We start from the raw sequence: 18,881 nt of genomic DNA, 5'->3' as shown, positions 1-18,881 counted from the left end.
GTACTCCAGTCGCACTTTGTGATCTGAGGGGCAGTGGAGCCTGGAGGTCATGCGAGGGCGGCAAGGCGTTTCTTGTAGTGGTGCCAGCGGGAGCGGGCTTGGTGGCGGCGTCGCCAGGCGGACCATTGCAGGTGGAAGGCCATGCGGCGGGCCGCGAGGGTGGTGGGCAGGTCCCGCAGAAGGGCTGTGAAGAGCTGGAACAGGCGGCGGGCCTCCGGGACGGTCAGGGCGATCTGGCCGAAGTCCTCGGGTGGTTCAGCCTCGCCGTCGGCGGGCAGGACCGGGGCCGGGTGCACGCGCCGGTCCAGGCTGGAGATCACGGCGAGCAGGGCGAGCGCGGCCATGGCGAGCACGATGTGCCGGCGCCAGGAGCGGTAGCGCCGGGCCTGGGTGTGGTCCAGTCCGACCGCGTCCTTCCCGTCGGCGAAGTCTTCTTCCACCGCCCATCTGATTCCGGCGATCTTGACCAGGCCGGGCAGGGCCATCGACCGGCCCTCGGGCACATACGCGTAGAAGAAGGCCAGGTCGGTGGGGTCGGCGAGGGAGCGTCGGACCAGCAGATGATGCCGGGGGCTGCTGGTGGCGACCTGGGCCCAGTCGTAGACACGCGGGCCCTTGGCGCCCTGTCCGCACGAGATCCGGTTCCACGCCCGCTTGGGGATCTTCTTCGCCGCGAGCAGGTCGGCCCGGATCGGTCCGACGCTGGTGGGCACCTGGAAGTTGACGCCGACGGCGAAGACGTAGCCGATGCCCTGCTCCTCGAAGAAGCCCCGCAGCTTGGTGCTGCGGCCGTAGACCTCGTCCCCGGCTGCCCAGTCGATGACCAGCCCCGCGGCCACCGCGCGGCGGGCCTGTTCCAGGGCGATCGCGGTCTTGGTGTGGAAGGTGAAGTCCCGTCCCAGTCCCGCGCGTTCGCATCGGTCGGGGTCCTTGGTCCAGTGCTCCTGGACGTACAGGTCGCCGTCGATCAGGCAGTGCCCCAGGGCGCTGGCGTAGGTGCAGTACACCGCGACCACGGCGTTGCTGACCTGCCCGGTCGTGCCGGTGTACTGGCGGCCGACGCCGGCGGTGACGCTGCCCTTCTTCTCCTGGCCGGTCTCGTCGAAGACCAGCACCGCGCCGGGCGCGGCCAGGTGGCGCACGGCGAAGCGCCGCACCGCGTCGCGGGCGGCCTCCTCGTCCCACACCGCCTGGTAGAGCAGGCGTTGCATCCCGAACGCGCGCGCCGCTCCGGCCTGCTCGGACAGGGTCCAGCAGTTCTTGCGTGGCAGATCGGCCAGCAGGCCGCGCACGTACGCCGCAGCGTGCGCCCGCGGCTCACGGCGGGCGAACAGCGGTGCCAGTTCGGCGGCGAGCTCGTCGAACTTCTCCTGGAACAGCGAGGGATCTATGCTGACGGCAGAGGCCCCCTGATCTTCATGTTGCGTCACAACACCATGATCAACAGGGGGCCTCGCCCATGCCCCGGCGCCCCCACGTCACCCGTCGCCCCGTCAGATCACGAAGTGCGACTGGAGTACCGGGCCAGCCCATCTCCGGTGAACGCGCCCACACGCTTACGGCCTGGCTCCCCCCCAGACTGAGACAGAAGACACATGCGGTCCTGTTATCGGGCCGCCGTATCGCGCAGGAGGCCACCAACCGTAACCAGCTGGCCGGTAACGCCACTTGGTTCCCTTGAGTTTGTCGGGAGCCCTTGTTCAGGGTAGCCAACAGCCAGCAAGCGGTGTCGAGTTTATGTTTAGTCCCGCACCCACGGATCGCAATCCACGGCCGAGTCTATAACTGAGTCTGATGTTCCACCTACGCCGCAGGTGCTCCAGCTTTCTGATGAGTTCGGTACCCACTTCCGGAATTGCCTAGCGATCCAAAGCGCGGACGCGGCAACCCGCACACCCAAGCCTCCGACAAGAAAACCACGATGGGCCACCTCACCACCAGGCCACAGCCGCTCGGAGCCATCGACCGAGCAACGAGTACCCTGACCCGGCGAGAGGTCAAATCGGCGATAGATAGGGAAAAGGATTTGCTTGACTTCACAGAACTCCCAAAGGATGGCGAAGGGTTCGAACTGCTCGTGCGTGACGTGGCTATGCTCTTGGGCTTCAAGGCACGCTGGTCCGGCAGGGGTCCTGACGGAGGACGGGATCTCCTCCTTGAGGAACCAGGATCCCCACTTCTGGGCGGGAAAATCCGCTATTGGCTCGTCTCTTGCAAGCACATGGCGCACGCCAACGGAGGCATGGGCAGATCCGTCGGACTCGATGACATAGGAGCGGACGGCGGCATCATTGACGCGGTGACTCAGCATCAAGCCCAGGGATACCTGTTGGCCTGCTCCACACAGCCGTCCAGCGCCGTGGTCACACGTCTGGAAGCCATCGAGCGGAACAAGGGCATCCCTGTGCATGTCTGGGACAGCGCCGATATAGAACGCGCCCTTGATACCGAGAAGGGATGGCCCATCGCTCAGCGCTTCCTACCGAAGAGCGCGGGAGGTTGGCGAATCATCAACACCGGCGAATCTAACGAGTTCACCGGAGTGACTCGGGGCTACTACATCAAGTTCGCGAATCGCGATGGCAGTCGCCTACATACATCAATCATGGACGACTGCTTTGACCTCATCGAGTCCGTACAACTCCCCGAGAGGGATGAGCTACGGCCGCGGGCGGTCTACTACGACGACAGGTACACGCGACTCTACTGGCAGCTCGACTATCTCCATGAACGTCTTGCCGACGATCCCGCTATCTCGGAGCCCTCAATGCGACGTTATGCAAAGCACCTTGTGAAAGTCTTCGACCAATCCGACACAATGATGGGTGTAGACATCGACTTCCTCATCAGAGCGCGCAGCGTGTCACGTCACAGTGATTCGTATGACCCAGACCACTACACCTTCTACAAGAAAGTACGCCCCGAACCATTTGGCCCATGGGGCTATTGACGAGCGCGTGCATGGCTGGAGGGGGCGCGTCGACGAGCCCCCAGGCGCACTCCCGTTGACAGGTACCAGAAGCCCACCGGCCATCCGTTGAGCAGGGCCCTGATCTCTACCAAGGCCAGGGATGGGACGGCCGCAAGACAGAGGCCGCACTGATCAGAGCGCTGCGGCCGACCCGAGGCGGGGCGTACACCTGGGGCGTTGAGCATCAGCTCTGGGTACATGCGGCAGTGGGACCTCCTCGCCGGAGCACAGCGGTCGGCACAGCGCGGCTCGAGCTGCCCCTCTCCCATGGCTCGCTGAGGAACTGAGCAGGTGAGACTTCACTTTTGACCGACCCTCTTGCCAGCCGGGCCGGCGGAGTGGGGAGACGTCCGCTGGGCGGCGCGCGTGGTTGCCTAGCCGTCGCTTTGCCCTGGGAGAAGTTCAGCAATCGACCAGGAGAGCGCTGTGAGGTCGGCGACGGCCCGGGGAAGCCGCGGATAGCGGTCCAGTTGGCGCATCTTCTGCATCAGGGCGAAGCCGTCCTCCGCCGTGACGAACCCCGCCTTCACAGCCAGCTGCATCATGTCGAGCGTCTCCGCTGTCATGATGCCCTGTCCGGTTGCATACTCCAGCGCGGATTTGTCGTCCGATATCCACCATGCACCGGAGAACTGGGGCCAATTTTGGATGATATGACAGGTCACAGCCTCGCCAAGGTGCTGCTGTTGCCTGTCGGCCTGGCCACCGAACACGGCCGTGCGGAGGTGCTGGACGTTCTGCACGTCGTCCGGGCCAGCGACTCGGATTGCTTTGCCAAGCCAGCCCTGCTGTCTCAGGTCGTGCAGGGGAGGAAGCTGTTGCGCCGACTTACGAGCCTCGCGTGCCACAGCCTCGGTCCACCTGCCGCGGCCGTCCAGGACCGCGCGCAGCAGATCGAGCCGTTCGACGGCGGCGAAGTTGCACAAGACGGTGTTGTCCGGGAACAGGAAGTCGGTCATACGGCACCGCCGTTGTCCCGTTCGGACGCAAGCTGGTCTCTGAGGTCGTCGACGCCGACGCCGAGCAGCGATGCGTACGGACGCAAGGTCGTCTTGCCGGCCTCATAGGCAGCGCGTGTGTCGCGTACAAGGAGTCCAGGGAGCCTCTTCCCCTCCGAGGCCGCAACTCGCCGGTCGAGTTCCTCTTCACGACCGGCGACGATCGCGGCCTCGCGGACGGTCATGCGCTTGTAGTAGTCACAAGCGCCGGCGTCGATCACACGCAGATTGAGCAGTCTGTAGGCCAGGGTCTCAGGGCTGACCATGAAGTCACAGCACAGCGTGCCAAAACCTTCCCGGGTCAGCCTCGCGGCGCCGACCGCTGCGCGCAGGGTTTGCTCGGGCAGTAGGAAGACGGAGGCGAAGGCGTTCGCTCGCTGCTCGCTCGGATCGTTCTTCTGGGCCCGGTCGAAGATATCGCGATCGAGGTGGACGTCTTGGTCGTCGTCGGCGAAGAGGTGCCCGAGCTCATGGGCGAGGGTGAAGCGCTGACGTGCCGGGTTGGATGCCGTACTCAGGAGGATGAGCTTGGCTCCTTGGCCCATGGCAGCGAGGCCGTCAAAGCCGGAACCCAGCTGCGCGACAGCAACATCGGCTCCGAAGACCACCTCGATCAGGTCCGGCAGGCTGCCCTGGGTCACTGATCGCCCCTGGCGCTCCAGCACCCTCAGAGCTGATTTCGCCAGTGCCTCGCCCTGGGCGGCGTAGCTATTGCGGGAACGCGGTGGCGGGGAGACGGGCCGCCAGGGCTGCGGATAGCCGAGCCTGTCCAGATCGGCGCGCCGGGCAACGTAGTCCCGGGCGGCTGCCAGGGCTTCGGCTGCCTTTCCCGTGGTGGTTCTCGCTGCCACGGCTAGCGGGGGTTCGGCTCCGGTGAGCAGCCAGTCCATGGAGACGTGGAATTCATCGGCAATGACCGCGAGGTCGACGGCTGAGAAGGGGCTCGTGCCGCTGAGGCACTCAGTGAGCTGCTCGGCGTCGAGGTCGACCTGGTCGGCGAAGTCGTGGAGGCTCAAGCCCGATTGGTCGATCAGGCTTCTCACGCGATCGGAGATGCTGGACACTCGTGGACAGTAGTCCGCCGTCTGCGCAGTTCACAAGCCGCATCGTGGGCGATCTCCCAGGTCGGAGCGGGAACCGGCTACGACTCGGTGCAGGAGTTGTGACGGTCTGGCCCTATCTGACCCTTACCTGCTCATACAGGGTGCCTTCCGCCTCGCTCATCTCCCGCTCGACGGTGTCGGTGAGCGTTGGGTTGTCGATGAGGACACCGAATTCGACGTTGTTGTTCTCCGCGCTCCACGAGAAGTTGGCGCTGGTCACGAGGAGTAGGTGGTGGTCGATGGCGAGGAATTTGGCGTGGTTGCGGACCTGGGTTCCGTCGAAGGTCTTGGTCCGCCACACCGCGGCGGGTCTCAGGTGCTCGGCGACCTCCGTGGTGGTGGGTGCCCGGTACGCCGCTCTGTCGTCTGCGGCCCTGGTATCCACGTAGACGCGTACGGCGACCTCGGACCGCTGGGCGGCCTTCCGCAGGGCGGTCCACAGGCCGGAGGTGCGCTGGAAGTTGAAGGTGGAGCAGGTCACTGTGTGGCGCGCGTTGTCTACGAGGTAGGAGACGGAGGTGGTGAGCGGCCCGCTCTGGACGAGGTGCCCGGGCATGGTCCACAGGGGAGTGAGCGTCGTGGGCAGCGTGCGCGCTCCCTCTACGGCGCGCAGGAGCGGGATGAGCTGGAGTGCTGCTCCTGGTCCGGTGACGACCGCTTGCAGCAGGGTGCGGACCTCTGCCCGGTGGCCGACGGCGATCACCTTGAGCGCGGTGGTGAGCGTGTCGCCGTCGGCGAGTCGGTCGGCGACGCCTTTGGCCTCGGTTCTGGTGAGAAGCTGACCGAGGCGTCGGGCGGCGTCGGATTCACTCATGGGCCGAGAAGTACCCGAAGTTGCTCCCGGGCAGGTCGATGAGGAAGCGGCGGTCGAGGAAGCGGTTGGCGCGCTCGCAGGAGGTTTCCGAGGCCATGACGCAGCAGTGGCATGCGGCGCCGTGGAGGAAGTCCTCGGGCGTCTGGGGGGTGCGCATGGAGCAGATGGGGTCGGAGGAGCAGCGGCGGGCCTTGTGGAGGGCGCCGGCGACGACTCGTTGGAGCCGGGTGGGTTCGCTGAGCTGGACCAGGCCGCCGAGGGTGCCGTCGCTGTCGGACGCGGTGGTGCAGATGAGAAGTCCGGCCGCGGGCTCGCGCCCTTCGGCGGTGGGCCACGCATATAGGCGTTCACTGAGGCTGGCGGCGGAGTAGCCGCAGGTGAGGGCGAGTTCGCGGATCAGGATGTGGGCGAAGGTGTGGACGAGCCAGTAGCGCGGTGGCTTGAGCCGGCTGTCGGGGTTGACATGGACTGCTGTCTCGGAGAACCGTCGCTCGAAGTTCCTGTGGTGCGCGGCTCGGTGTGCCTGCCAGAGGTCGGTGTCCAGGATGCGCGTCTCCCAGGCCGCAACGCGGTCTTCGTCGAGCTGGAGGAAGATGCCTTCGCCGCGGTCCTCGGTCGCCACCGTCCATGTCGGGCGGGGCGTACGTGTCAGGGGCGCCAGGCGGCGCGGGAGGTCTCCGACACGGTCCATGTCGTCGATCCGCGTGAAGCCGACGAGCGCGTTGACCTTGCGGAGCTTCTCGACGGCCAGGACGCGGGTGATCTCGGGCTGGAGCTCCTCGCCTCGTTGGCGAGTGGCCAGGGTAAGGCCGCTCTTGGGGTCTTCGACCCGGGTTCCGAGGATATCCGGCAACAGGTAGCGCCATTCGGGCACCAGCAGGTCGACCGGGTCCCAGTCGCGGATCTGCTCTTCCTGTTCCTCTGGCGTGGCCGGTGGGGCGCAGGCGGCTTCGACGGCCGCTTCCAGCTCGTGGTCGGACAGGCCGGTGACATCCACCCGGTCGTCGAGCAGGTCCCGGATCATGTCGAGGTGCTGCCGGTACTTGTGCAGCTTGTCGGCGAGTGTGGTGCGGATCCGGTCGGCGAGATCGCTGGCCTTCTCCTGCTGGGATTCGGGCATCACGATGATCGACTGGGTTGCGGGGAACCACAGGTTGGAAGCGCCGACCAGCATGAGCTTCGTGTCAATCCCGCAGCCCCTGGGCTCGAAGGCATCCAGGTGTGGGTGCCGGCCTCGGCACTTGGGCAGCTTGTCCTTGCCGCTCTCGCTCTGGGCCTCGTTCATCGGTCGCCGCATGTCGCAGGCCGCGCATTCGATGACGGCTGATGCACCCTTGCCTGCCGTCCGGTCGACCATCTTCAGCGGCGGGACCTCGGCCTGGCTGCACGGCTGTCCGTGGTGCACCCACAGCTCATACGGGAACTCGTCCAGGTGCCCGTCGGCGCACGCCAGTAGATATCGGGCGGGGACCGCGGTGCGTCGCATCGGCTTACGGCTGCGGTTCCCGGACCGCCCAGTGCACTTGGTGTGCTCGAAGGTGGCCAGGTCCGTACGGAACGGGTGGGTGTTCTTGTAGTCGAACTGGGAGAGCATCCCGAGCATGTCGCAGCCGGTGCACCGCAGCCACTGAGGGAACACGCGCGCCGGCACACCGAGGTCGTTGCCCTCGGCGGAGCGGCTGTTCTTCTTCGGCTGCCAGGGGTGCGGACGCAGCTGCACATCGGGCGAGCGCAGCATCATCCGGACGACTTCCCGCAGCCGCGGCGCGTGGATCGTCGGCGGCAAGGAGTCGCGTCGACGCCAGATCCGTTCCCAGTCGTCCAGGCCGGTGGGCATGACCGTGAACTGCGGCAGATCCATGATCGACCCAGGGCCGTAGGTGTAGAGCAGGGAGGAGGGGCGGGCCGAGCCGACCTTGGCACGGTTGTGCTTGGCCTGCTTCTCGGCTTCCTCCTCCAGGTCGCCGAGCGGGTCGACGGCCTTCGTCGCGTCGTAGAGGAAACGCGTCTCCTCGGTCATGACTTCTCCTCCGGCATCACCCACTGGGGCGCGTTGACAGGTGCGATGTACACCAGTCGTTCCTTGATCGGGCTCACCAGGAGGTTGATCTCCGGCTGTACCTCACGCATCGAGTTGGCCACGATGAACGGCGGCGCGTCGCGGGTGTCGATACGGGACTTGGCGTTCTCCGCGCTCATGATGAGCGCGTCGTGCCGACTGTCGTCCACGACCTTCTCGTAGACCAGCGCCTTGCGCAGCTCCTCGAGGTGTTTGCGGCGCTTGCCCCACTGATCCAACCGGTTCTCCAGACGCTGCCGGGCCCGCTGGGCCGCGTCCTCGTCCCCGGCAGAGGCGACCCGGCGCACCAGGGCCTCGATGAGCTCCACGGCGAAGTGCCGTTCGGACTCGATCCGGGCCGCGCCGTCCTCCGGTGACAGCCCACGGGTACGTACGGCCTGCAGTACGCGGGCCGCGCTGACGAGCACGCCGTCGAGGCCGCGCTCCAGAGAGGTCACCGAGAACGGCGTCACGGACAGCGCCTCAACCTGGGCGTAGAACGTCTCGTGGTAGTGCCGGAACGCCTCGAAGTGGGCGAGGTCGCGGGGCCTCGCCCAGTTGCCGAGGGAGACGACCAGGCCGGGCCGGTCCCCGTCGCGGCCGACTCGGGAGGATGCCTGGATGTACTCGGCCGTGTTCTTCGGCTGGCCGACCACCAGCATCAGTCCGAGCCGGGTCACGTCGACGCCGACCTGGAGCATGGAGGTCGCCAGGACCACGTCGTACGGGTTCACCTCCCGTTCGGGCGCGCGAGCCTTCGCCTCCCGCAGGGCGCGCCGGTTCCGCTTGCCGGCGGTGGAGTCGAAGCCGGGGTCGAACGGCAACGCCATCTGGTCCAGAGTGGAGGTGATCTCGGCGCTGGACACCCGTGAGGTCAGCTCGGCCACGTTCAGCGTCCCGAACTCGGCGCCGGTCCGGCGGGGCAGTTTGGACCAAGGGCGGCCCTTCGCCAGCGCGGTCTGGATGTCGTCGCCCATGTAACGGGCCATACCGGCCAGTTCACGGGTCGCGCTGAAGTAGCCGACCAGGGTCATGTACGGGTCGGCCGCCTTGCCCGAGCGGTCGATCAGCAGTTGCCCACCCGCCATGAGGACCTCGGCGACGCGGATCTCCGCCGTGGTCAGACGCACGCCGGTCGTGCTGATCCCGACGTAGCGTCGGCCCGGCGCGGTCTCGGAGGCTTCGATCTCCTTGGAGAAGAAGGTGTTGCCGGCGTCCAGCACCTGGGGCGGGAAGATGGTGACGTCCCGCCCGTACAGGGCCCGCACCTGCTCGGGCGCGTTGCGGGCGGTCGCCGTGGAGGCGACCAGCAGCGGTCGGGCTCGGCCTCCGTCCTTGGTGCGCCAGTCGGTCATCAGGTCAATGGCCACTTCGAACAGGCCCACCGTCGTGCCGAGCGCCCCGGTAATCAGGTGCAGTTCGTCCTGAATGATCAAGTCCGGGGGGCGCAGCCGGGTCGCCGGGTGCACGGCGGCGGCCGGTAGACCGTCCTTGCGCGGATGCTTGCTGCCATCCTTGATGTCGCAGTGCGCATAGTCCGGGTGCACCAGGCCGTGGCGCTCGCAGCGCCGCGAGACATACCCGAACAGTGACGCCGCCTCGCCCTCGCGCGCGAGGCGGGCGAACTTGTCGACTGTGGCGATTACGAAGGCAGGAGCGAGCCGGTAGATCTCTTCATCGACGGTCAGGACCGGCAGTCCTTCGGGGACCTCGCCGCCGTCGGAGAACGGGCACTCGGCCAGCTCGTCGCCGCAGTACACGTACACCCGGCGCCGGGCCCCGTCTGCCCGCACGTCCCGGGCCTCGATCCGGGTGCCGCACCACGGGCAGCGCTGGATCTGCAGGACCGTGAGCCGGTAGCCGCGGCCCTGATTGGCCTTCTGTAGCTGCTCGGCCGCCTCGTCGTACCGCTTCGGGCTCACATCCGTACCGACCCAGAGTCCGATACGGAACGGCTCGTCGCCCCAGGTCGCCGGGTCCGCCATCCGGGCCCGCTCCGCCGCGCACACCAGCGTGGTGGCACGCTGGAACTGCTGGGCGGTCAGCAGCCGCAGCGTGTACCGCATCAGCACGGCCACACCTGAGTGGCCGTCCAGAGGCCCGTCGAACGCATCCACTACACCCTGCCGGCGCCGAATAGCGAAGGTGTAGGCGGCCAGGCCCAGGTATGCCTCCGTCTTGCCACCACCGGTGGGGAAGAAGAGCAGCTGCGCCTTGGCCAGATCACCGGAACGCTTCTCGGCCGCCGGGTCCGACAGCAGCGGCAGCTGCATCAGGACGAAGGCGAGCTGGAAGGTACGCCAGGAGTGCGCACCGGGTCCCTGCTCCAGGACGGCGTCGCGGGCTTCATGGAGGCTCTGCCGGCTGTCCTCGGACTGGTTCGCGCGCCTCTGAGCGACCTGGGACTGGATACGCTGGTCGGCCATCACGCGGTTCATGAACCGGAAGCAGAGCAGTGCCTCCTCGTCGGCCAGAAGGTACTTCAGTCCCTCCGCGAGCTGCCGCTGCACCTTGCGTGCTTCCTCGACCGCGTCGAGACCCTCCTGGCGGAGGTGCTCGGGCAGCGCTTTGGCGCGCTCCTCCTCCCCATCCAGCCAGGAACGGTAGCCCTCAACGATGGGCAGAAGGCCGGCACGCAGCTCGTCGGGGGTGGCCTCCTCCAGCTTGCGCATGTCGAGCAGGGCCGCGGCGATCTCCTCGGCCGCCGTCTGCGGCGTCTCGCAGGTCGGCAGCCACGTCGTCCACACGCTGCTGGCCTTGCGTGCGTCCTTGGCCACTTCCCAGTCCACCGAGCAGGTCCGCCCGACCGCGAACTCCAGCCGGTTGCGGTACTGGAGCCGCAGGCGACGCAGCTCGTCGTCCGGCTCCTCGCGGGTGTCCAGCAGGACGTCGTTAACCGGCAGGAATACCGCCACTCCGCCCGCCGCCGAGACTTCCAGCTTGGTCTGATAGAGCCATGCCTCCACCGGGATCTTGCGGGGCGTCTCCCGGTCGTTGCACAACGCGATCTCGATCAGACGGCACCCGCGCTCGGCGTCGTCATAGCGGTCCACGCGCAGCACGATCTTGTCCTTCAGCACGAACGTGGTCGTGCGGGAGGGCGTGAGGTCGGCGACTGTGATCGTGGTGCTGATCTCGTGCGGTTTGCGCTGGTAGCGGCGAAGATTCGAGACGGGCTCCCCGCCCTCCCCCTTCTTCTCTTTCACCGGCTCGTACGTGCCCCACGAGGCGGTCACGGTGAACGCGTCGAGGTCGTTCGGGACCTGACAGCGCAGGCCCATGGACGCCGGGATCATCAGCCCGCGCTTCTGCGGCTGGTCCTCGACCTCGTCCTCATCCGCGCCCGCGCTGCTCTCGTCCACCGCAGTCACGGGCACGCCCCGGCTCTCGGCGGCGTCCACAGCGTCACCGACATCGCTCGCGGCGTCGCCGGAGTCCGTCTGGGTGGGGTTGTCCTGGCCGACGGTGAGCCGGACCGGGGCGATCCGGCCCACCAGGTACGCCGAGTCCGGCACACCCTCGAGGATCTCCTCGGGGCCGCCGGCCGGGCCGAGAAGCTCACGCTCCAGGACGTCGACGAGGTTCTCGCGGACAGTCCAGGAGCGCTCGTCGGGGTCGAGGGCGAGACCGTACACCTGGTCCTGCGGGGCCGCGGGCTGCTGCGGCTGCTGTGCGCGTCCGGTGGTCACTCGTCGCCCTCTTCCTTGTCGCCTTCGCTCTCGCCATCCGTGAGCACGACACCCCGCTGCATCGCGGCACGACGATGATTCTCCTCCAACAACCGGTCCAGAATCTCCACACGGGCAGTCGGGCTCACCGTCCAGCGCTCCATCTGACGGTAGGTGTGGAAGCCATGGTCGAGCGGGACACCGTCCCAACCGTAGGCAGCCATAACAGCCTGGTCCAGCTCGACGTGAATCTCACGGAGACGGGCAACGTCAGCGTCTGCGGAATCAGCAACATCGGGATCGTTGACCAGGTTGTAGAGCCTGGTCAGACTGAGATCCCGACGGAGCATGATCTCGCGGCGCTCGGTATCAAGAGTGCGTCCCATGCCGGTGACGTAGTCCGTGCGCTTGGGACGGGGGAAGGTATCAAACACGTCCGAAGGGGTGTATCGAAAACGAGTCTCCAAGGTTGAGCCGTACTTGACCGCCCATGTCTGATGCAGCGACGAAGACAGCACCGCTTGATCGGCGTACGAGTCGCAGGCGAAAACAACGACTTGCTCGCTGGGGACATTCCCTGCCCGAATCCGCAGCGGCATTACCGACTTGCTGACACGCGCGACCGCCAGCACTTCGTCTAGGTCGGTGATGGCCTCCCGCATCGCAGGGCGCTTCTCGCCAAACTGCCACCAGTAGTCCCTGTAGACCTTGCGGTTGTTCTTGGCCCTCTCCAGCTTCACCTGTTCCAGGATCCGCTGATACGGCAGCTCGTACGCCTTGGCTGCCTCCTCCGACCGGTCGTTGAAGTCGATGACCCATCGCGGAGCCGAGCTGTCCGGGCGGGAGTTGAGGTCTTCACCGTTGAGATACGGGAACAGCACGTCCTCGTTTCGCGGGTCGGCCTCAATCCACCTCGCCGCCTCCTCGGGCTCCAATACGAAGCCCATGCCCAGAACGATGCACCCTTGGAAGGCAACGCCGTCGTTCTCCGCCAGCCGCGCAGGGTCGCCGTCCACACGACCGCCCGGCTCCAGCAGCGTAGAGATCCGCTCCGCCTTGATCCCGTCCGCGATCCGAGGTACCGCCGCGTCCACCGCACCGCGGCTGCCCCACACTGCCGCGTACTCCAGGTTGGCGCTGGCCGCTGGCCAGGAACGGCTCTGGATCGACTGGGTGATCGTGAAACCCTTCGCGGCCAGCTGGCCGAGGCCAACCTGTCGGGTGTCTCCCTGGGCGACCGTATTCGTCGCGATCAGGCCAAGCCCGCCTCGTCGCGAGAGAAGTTCGTAGGCGCGCAGGAAGAAGTACGCCACAAGGTCGGCGCTGCCTTTTCGTCCGCCCGCGAGGGTGTGGACGAACCAGTCGCGGACGTTGGTGCCCATCGTCCCGGTGAGCTTCTGCCCGCCCAGGAACGGCGGGTTGCCGATGATCGCGTCGAACCCGCCGCGCGCCATGATGTCCGGCACGGCGAGGATCCAGTGCAGCGGTTTCCAACTCGCATAGTCCGTGGTGACCGTGGGGGTAAGTCCAGACTCGAGGATGGAGTCGAGCATCGTTCGGTCCGGCTCGTCGCCCCCGACGGGGTAGGCGAGCTCGACCGCGATGCGCAGGTTCTCGTATGACTCTCGCAGCTGCTTGCCTGGTTTGCCGCCCCACTTCAGCCCGGCGCCGATTACGGCGTCGGCTACATCGGCGAGTTGTTCGGTGATCTTCTGATACTCCCGCCACTGGCGCCGCTTGGTAGCGGCGGAGCGCTGCGGGTCGCTGTCGTTCACCTCTGTGGCCAGCTGGCGGCGCAGGCGGGCGGCTTTGTCCAGGATGGCGTCGACGTCGAGGGCGAACATGCTGATCCGCTCGTCGGCTGCCTCGGGCCTGATGTGAAGGTCGCGCAGCTGGCGTGCGCTGGTCAGGCCGAGCAGTGCGTTGCCGTGGAGCACCTTGTCATCGACGAAGGAGAACGGCAGCTTGGGGTCGAGGGAGACCAGCCACAGTGACAGCTTGCACATCTCCACGGCCATGCCGTTGATGTCCGCGCCGTACAGGCAGGTGGCCACGACCGTCCTTATGGCGTGGACCTGGAGCTCATGCGGAGTCCGTCCGTACGCCACACCCTCGCGCTGCCACGCCTCGACCAGCCGGTCGGCCAGGTAGCGGGCCGCGGCGACCAGGAAGGCACCCGACCCACACGCGATGTCGGCGATCCTCAGATCCAGGATCTCGTCGGAGGAGATTGGCTGCCACGCGTCCTGGTCGGCCGTCTGGTGCGGGCCGGGCGAATAGACGAGCGGTTCAAGGGCGTGCTGTACGACCTCCTCAGCGAGCGAGCGCGGTGTGTAGTGCGCGCCGGCCGAGGCCCGTGAAGGGGTTTCCACCAGGAGGACACCGCCGGGCTCGACCACGAGGGGCCGGTTGCGCAGGTCGCGGCGGATGATGCTGAGGAAGGGGCGCAGCCGATCGCGCAGGTTCGGGTCGTCGGTGAGGTCGTGCAGGGCAATGTCGGCGTCGTCGAGTGTGTCGCCCGTCTTGAGGGCCTTGGTCAGGGCGGCCTTGCTGGATGGCTTGGCTGCCGGCTGGTTCTGCTTGACCCAGGTCAGGATCGCGTCGGTGAGGGCGGCTTCCGTGCGCTTGGTCTCGGCAAGGGTTTCGAGGGCGGTGAGGGGGATCTCCGGTTCGGAGCCGGCGCTGCCGGTGAGGCCGACGACGACCTCGTCCACGTTCTCGCAGGAGTAGCCGAGTAGGCCCTCGTAGATGTAGCCGATCTGTTCGACGTCGATGTCGCGGAAGGAGATCCTGCGGGCGCCGCCGGTCAGCTGGGCGATCTGGACGGCGCGCAGCACTTCGAGCATGACGCGGTCACTGACCATGATGGCCAGCGAGCCCTGGGAATTGCGCGCGGCGAGGAAAGGGAAGCGGGCGGGGTCAAAGAGGGATCCGCCGTATTCGGGCAGGCGCAGGTCCTCGAAGGTGGCTCCTCGGTAGAGGGCCTGGGAGGTGGCCAGGAGGCGGTGCCAGGTGAGGGAGGTGGCGTCGAGGGCCTGGTCGCCTTCCTCCTTCTGCCGGGCGTCGAGCTGGTCGAGTTCGTCGCTGACGCCGTAGCCCATCGCGAAGAGCTGGTTCTCGGGGAGCAGGCCGCGTTCCTCGGCGAAGAGGAGGAAGACGACGCGCATCATGACGGTGACGGCGGCCTCGTAGACCTCGCCGCGCCGTGTCGGCAGGGGGTCGGGCTCTCCGCGGCGTACCGCGTCCAGGCCGCCTTCGGAGAGGGCTTGGACGATGAGTTCGACGGCGCGGCGGACCTGGGTACCGAGTGCTTCGGTAATCTTCTCGGCTGCCGTGACCGATTCGCCGAACAGCTCGGTGAGCCGGTCCTGGGGCTTGCCGCCGATCAGGCGTTTGCGCTGGAGGAGCTCGATGAAGGCGTTGCGGGCCTGGGGTTCTTCGATCCAGGTCTGGGCGTCCACGATGCCGGAGGCGACCATGGTCTGCGGGCGGGCGCTGACGATCGCCCACCAGCGGCCGTCGGTGACCACACCGATGGTCACGCCGGAGGTGCGCAGCAGCTCTTCCATGCGGTCGATGGGGCTGGCGGACCAGCCGTCGGTGAGCGGGTCGCGCAGGGAGTCGACCGGGTCGGTGACCAGGACGAGGGCCCCGACGGTCTCGCCGTGGAGGAGGGCACCGTCGGGGCGGACGGTGACGGTGTAGTCGGGTGAGCGCACCTCGGCGTTTGTCGGGGCGGGGACGGTGTAGGAGGTGGCCCAGCGCAGGCCCTGGCGCAGGACGAGGTCCACCCAGCTGTCGCGGGCCTCGCGGTACAGATCGAGGGCGGCCTCGTCGTCCTGGTGGGTGTCCCAGTGCTCCCATGCCTTCTCGAAGGCGGGCTTGGCGTCCTTGAGGGTTGCGAGCGCGCGGGCGTCGGGCTGGGGAATGCCCTGGGGCCAGGCCCTCTCAAGCGCGGGGACCGCGAGGAACGGGCCGTCGGAGTCGACCAGTTCGAGCCAGGCGCGGTGCAGGTCGGCGGTGGTCGGGGCGTACTTCCTGCTCATGCCTCAACCGCTCCGTTCTTCGCGTCTTCGGGGGTCAGGGCGAACACGACGGCGGCGGCCGACACGTACGGCCGGATGTCGCTGTAGCGCTCGCGGATCGAGGCGATCTCGCGTGCTTCCTCGTCGCCCAGGCTCTCCAGGCGCTCGTTCATGTGGTGCAGGTCCCGGCGGCGTTGCTTCTGTTGGTCGTCGGTGAACAGAAGCTCCTCCTCCTGGGCCCGGATTGCCTGCTCCAACCGGTCGCGGGACTCCAGCAGGTTGACCCGGAACGCGCCGAAGATCTCGCGGGCGCGTGCGATGTCGGTCTCCTGGCGCCGCTTGAGTGATTCGGTGACCTTCTCCTGGCGGCTCTCGCTCTTGCGTTCCATCGCCTTCAGCAGCCGGGTGCGCAGCCGCGCGCTGTCGTCCTGCCACAGGGTGGCGAGGTGGGCGCGTACCTGGTCATCGGCCAGGACCAGGTCCTCGGAGTCGAGGGTCTCGTCGAGAACCTGCTCGACTTTGGACTCGGCGAGCGCCTGGCCGCGCAGCCGGATGCCGGTGAGGAAGACCTCTTCGTGCAGGCGCAGGCCGCCGCGGCCGACGAGTACGAGCCGGGATACGGCCGCGACGCAGGACTCGGGCAGGCCAGGTGTGACGACGGCGGTCACGCGGTTGACGGGCGCGTCCACGCTGAACAGGGCGCCGCGCAGGGTACGGGTGGCGCGCTGCATGAGGGCGTGGCCGAGGTGGATGTGCACGAGGTCCGTGCGTCCCCGGGCCGCCTTGTCGTCGAAGGTGATCGGCCGCGGAACGCCCGGTTCGAGACGGGTATCCAGGCCGCGGAGCGCCGGCTGCCAGGAGCGGCCCAGCCTCGGAACCTCGAACACCTGAGCATCGGTGTCCTCGTCACCGATCTCCACCAGCGGTGGCTGGGCATCCAGGGTGAGCGCGGTGTCCACGACACGGCGCGCGTTGGCCGGCGTCAGGTGCATGATCACTTTGCGCTCTTCGTATGTGTCGGTCAGCTCGGTGAGCTGTCGGTTCAGCTCGACTCCTCCGGCCAGCGCCTCGTTCATGGCCTCGTCGCCGTCGTCCGGTGCGGTGGGACGCGGCTTGCGTGCGATGCCCGTCGGGCTGAAGTGTTCTTGCACCTCGGCGTCGATGACCTGGTTCACCTGCCCCAGATCCTGGGTTGCCGTCCCGACCTTCCTCGCGATGATCGCCATGAACTCCATGTCGGCCGCGTAGGTCGAGGAGGAGGCCAACGGCTTGAAGTGGTAGATCTCGGGGTTCTTTGTCTGTCCGTACCGGTCGATGCGGCCGATCCGCTGCTCCAGGCGGGAGGGGTTGAACGGGATGTCGAAGTTCACCAGGCGATGGCAGTGCGACTGCAAGTCGATGCCCTCCCCCGCGGAGTCCGTGGCGAGCAGCACCCGCACCGGGTGCTTGTCGGGGCTCTCCGTGAACCGTGCACGGATCAGCTCGCGCTGCTCGACCGGGGTCGATCCCTGGATCGTCTCCAGTACGTCCTTGTAGCCACGCTGCCGCAGAACACCGGCGATCCAGTCGAGTGTGGCGGCGTACTCGGTGAACACCACGACCCGCTCGTTCGACCAGGTCCGGCCATCGGGACGGCAGTGCGCGTCGAGGAAGGCCACCAGGGCCTCCAGTCGGGAGTCCGGCTTGTGCTCGTAGCCGAGCCCCCAGTCGACCAGCGAGGCGGCCTCGCTGATGATCGCAGCGGTCAGCGGGTCCGCGCCCTTGGAGTGCCGCAGCGCGGTGAACTCGGGGTGCTCGGCCTCGCCTTCCTCCTCGTCGGACTGACCGCTTCCGAGGACTTCGGTGTAGTAGTCGTCCTCGTCCATCCCCAGCTGCCGGTCGCCGACCGCCGCTCCCTCGTACAGTTCGAGGGTCCGGGCGAACGACCACGGGCTGGAAAGGAAGCGCTTCTTCAGCAGCATCGCGACGATGTCGCCGCCCTTTCCCTTGCCCTTGGCTCGGGCAGCCTCTGCCAGCAGCCGCGCCAGCCGCTCGAACTGCTCCTGCTCCTCCTCGGACGGCGTGAACGGAATCGTCTTCAGCTTGCGCGGCTTGAAGCCCTTATCCGGCAGCTCGCTCTTCAGACGCCGGACGCGGACCTCCTTCAGCGCCTTCTGGTCGATGGCGGCGCCACGGGTGAATCGTCGGCTGTCGATCATCTCCAGGAGGGCGGTGAACGACTCCGAGTAGCCGTTGTGCGGCGTGGCGCTCAGGAACAGCCGGTGCTCGCACGCCTCCGCCAGCTTCTTCGTGGCAGTCGTGCGGTGACTGTCCACCGCGTACCCGCGCTGTCCCGGTGCCGTCGTCGGGCTGGCCGGCGCCACGTGGTGCGCCTCGTCGACCACCAGCACGTCGAAGGCGAACCGACGGGCGCTCGATGTCTTGCGGACATCGGCAAGGACGTCGCGCAGCAGGCGCTGGGCCCGCAGTGACGGCAGCCACGACATGCTCACGATCACGCGCGGGAACAGGCGGAAGGGGTTCGCGTTCAGCCCGTGGCTGCGCCGTACCTTCGCCATCAGCTCGCTGTTGACGATCACGAAGTCCAGGCCGAACTTCTCCCGCATCTCGTCCTGCCACTTCAGCGACAGGCTCGGCGGGCAGACGATGACCACGGTCCGGGCCCGGTGGCGCAGCAGCAGCTCCTGTACGACCAGGCCCGCCTCGATGGTCTTGCCCAGACCAACGTCGTCGGCGAGCAGGAGGTTCGTGCGGGAGGACTGCAGCGCGCGGCGAAGCGGCTCGAGCTGGTACGCCTCGACGTTCGCACCGCTGCGGAAGGGCGCCTGGTAGGAGTTCGCGTCCGCCGACGTCACCGCGCCCCAGCGCACCGCGTCCACGAAAGCGGCCAGCGTGTTCGGGTCATCGAACGCGTCCGGCCGCACCGCCTCCGGCAGGCCCTGGTCGGGCTGCAGCGTGTGCCCGACCTCAAGCTCCCAGACCACGGTCAGCTCCTGGCCAAGCCGGTCCTCATCCAGTGACTGGAGACTCACGACGTGGGCGAGACCTGGAACTCCCTCATCAGCGGGGCTCCGCGGCAGACCCTGCCGGCGGACATCCGACACTGCCCAGGTCGAGCCCCGAACCTTCACCACCTGCCCCGGTTCCGGAACCGGCGGCAGCGCCACAGTCCGCTCGGTGCCACCCTCTGCGCCCTGCGGATACTCCGTAGCGGTCGCCACCTGACGAGACTCCTTCATCGAC

General features: G+C 67.4%; 9 protein-coding genes. 1 reads left to right on the top strand and 8 read right to left on the bottom strand.

Annotated features, from left to right (window positions below; genetic code table 11):
- Nucleotides 1-47: 47 nt before the first annotated feature.
- On the bottom strand, nt 48-1,430 hold the full coding sequence (locus FVS66_RS20955; RefSeq protein WP_149180870.1) for an IS701 family transposase: 1,383 nt from the start codon (nt 1,428-1,430) through the stop codon (nt 48-50).
- Nucleotides 1,431-1,921: 491 nt separating this feature from the next.
- On the opposite strand from FVS66_RS20955, the gene FVS66_RS20950 reads away from it, so the two are divergent.
- Nucleotides 1,922-2,950: a restriction endonuclease gene (locus FVS66_RS20950; RefSeq protein WP_149182712.1), complete on the top strand. Its 1,029-nt coding sequence runs from the start codon at nt 1,922-1,924 to the stop codon at nt 2,948-2,950.
- 395 nt (nt 2,951-3,345) lie between these two features.
- Here FVS66_RS20950 and FVS66_RS20945 read toward each other — a convergent pair whose 3' ends face one another.
- From FVS66_RS20945 to drmD, 7 genes are all read right to left on the bottom strand, one after another.
- A complete protein-coding gene (locus tag FVS66_RS20945; RefSeq protein WP_149182711.1) occupies nt 3,346-3,930 on the bottom strand; it encodes a hypothetical protein in 585 nt (194 codons plus the stop codon).
- A complete protein-coding gene (locus tag FVS66_RS20940; protein ID WP_222946965.1) occupies nt 3,927-5,033 on the bottom strand; it encodes an XRE family transcriptional regulator in 1,107 nt (368 codons plus the stop codon). The genes FVS66_RS20945 and FVS66_RS20940 overlap by 4 nt, the downstream gene beginning before the upstream one ends.
- 112 nt (nt 5,034-5,145) lie before the next feature.
- Nucleotides 5,146-5,886 (bottom strand): DISARM system phospholipase D-like protein DrmC, encoded by a 741-nt coding sequence (drmC, locus tag FVS66_RS20935; RefSeq protein WP_149182710.1) that lies wholly within the window; start codon nt 5,884-5,886, stop codon nt 5,146-5,148.
- On the bottom strand, nt 5,879-7,906 hold the full coding sequence (gene drmB / locus FVS66_RS20930; protein WP_149182709.1) for a DUF1998 domain-containing protein: 2,028 nt from the start codon (nt 7,904-7,906) through the stop codon (nt 5,879-5,881). The genes drmC and drmB overlap by 8 nt, the downstream gene beginning before the upstream one ends.
- Nucleotides 7,903-11,634: a DISARM system helicase DrmA gene (gene drmA, locus FVS66_RS20925; protein WP_149182708.1), complete on the bottom strand. Its 3,732-nt coding sequence runs from the start codon at nt 11,632-11,634 to the stop codon at nt 7,903-7,905. Before drmA ends, drmB begins: the two co-directional genes overlap by 4 nt.
- Entirely contained in the window at nt 11,631-15,659 is a 4,029-nt protein-coding gene (locus FVS66_RS20920) for an Eco57I restriction-modification methylase domain-containing protein (protein ID WP_149182707.1), read from the bottom strand. The genes drmA and FVS66_RS20920 overlap by 4 nt, the downstream gene beginning before the upstream one ends.
- Nucleotides 15,656-18,877 (bottom strand): DISARM system SNF2-like helicase DrmD, encoded by a 3,222-nt coding sequence (gene drmD, locus FVS66_RS20915; RefSeq protein WP_149182706.1) that lies wholly within the window; start codon nt 18,875-18,877, stop codon nt 15,656-15,658. Before drmD ends, FVS66_RS20920 begins: the two co-directional genes overlap by 4 nt.
- Nucleotides 18,878-18,881 lie beyond the last annotated feature (4 nt).

The organism is Streptomyces sp. TRM49041 (assembly GCF_008271805.1).
Classification (GTDB): Bacteria; Actinomycetota; Actinomycetes; order Streptomycetales; family Streptomycetaceae; genus Streptomyces.
Note: the sequence above shows the minus strand (reverse complement) of the source record. Positions and strands in the feature narration are given on the sequence as shown.

Excerpts from the sequence above, each read along its gene's own strand:
- FVS66_RS20950 (WP_149182712.1), top strand. The coding sequence starts at position 1,922 with ATGGGCCACCTCACCACCAGGCCACAGCCGCTCGGAGCCATCGACCGA.
- FVS66_RS20945 (WP_149182711.1), bottom strand. The coding sequence starts at position 3,930 with ATGACCGACTTCCTGTTCCCGGACAACACCGTCTTGTGCAACTTCGCC.
- drmC (WP_149182710.1), bottom strand. The coding sequence starts at position 5,886 with ATGAGTGAATCCGACGCCGCCCGACGCCTCGGTCAGCTTCTCACCAGA.
- drmB (WP_149182709.1), bottom strand. The coding sequence starts at position 7,906 with ATGACCGAGGAGACGCGTTTCCTCTACGACGCGACGAAGGCCGTCGAC.
- FVS66_RS20920 (WP_149182707.1), bottom strand. The coding sequence starts at position 15,659 with ATGAGCAGGAAGTACGCCCCGACCACCGCCGACCTGCACCGCGCCTGG.
- drmD (WP_149182706.1), bottom strand. The coding sequence starts at position 18,877 with ATGAAGGAGTCTCGTCAGGTGGCGACCGCTACGGAGTATCCGCAGGGC.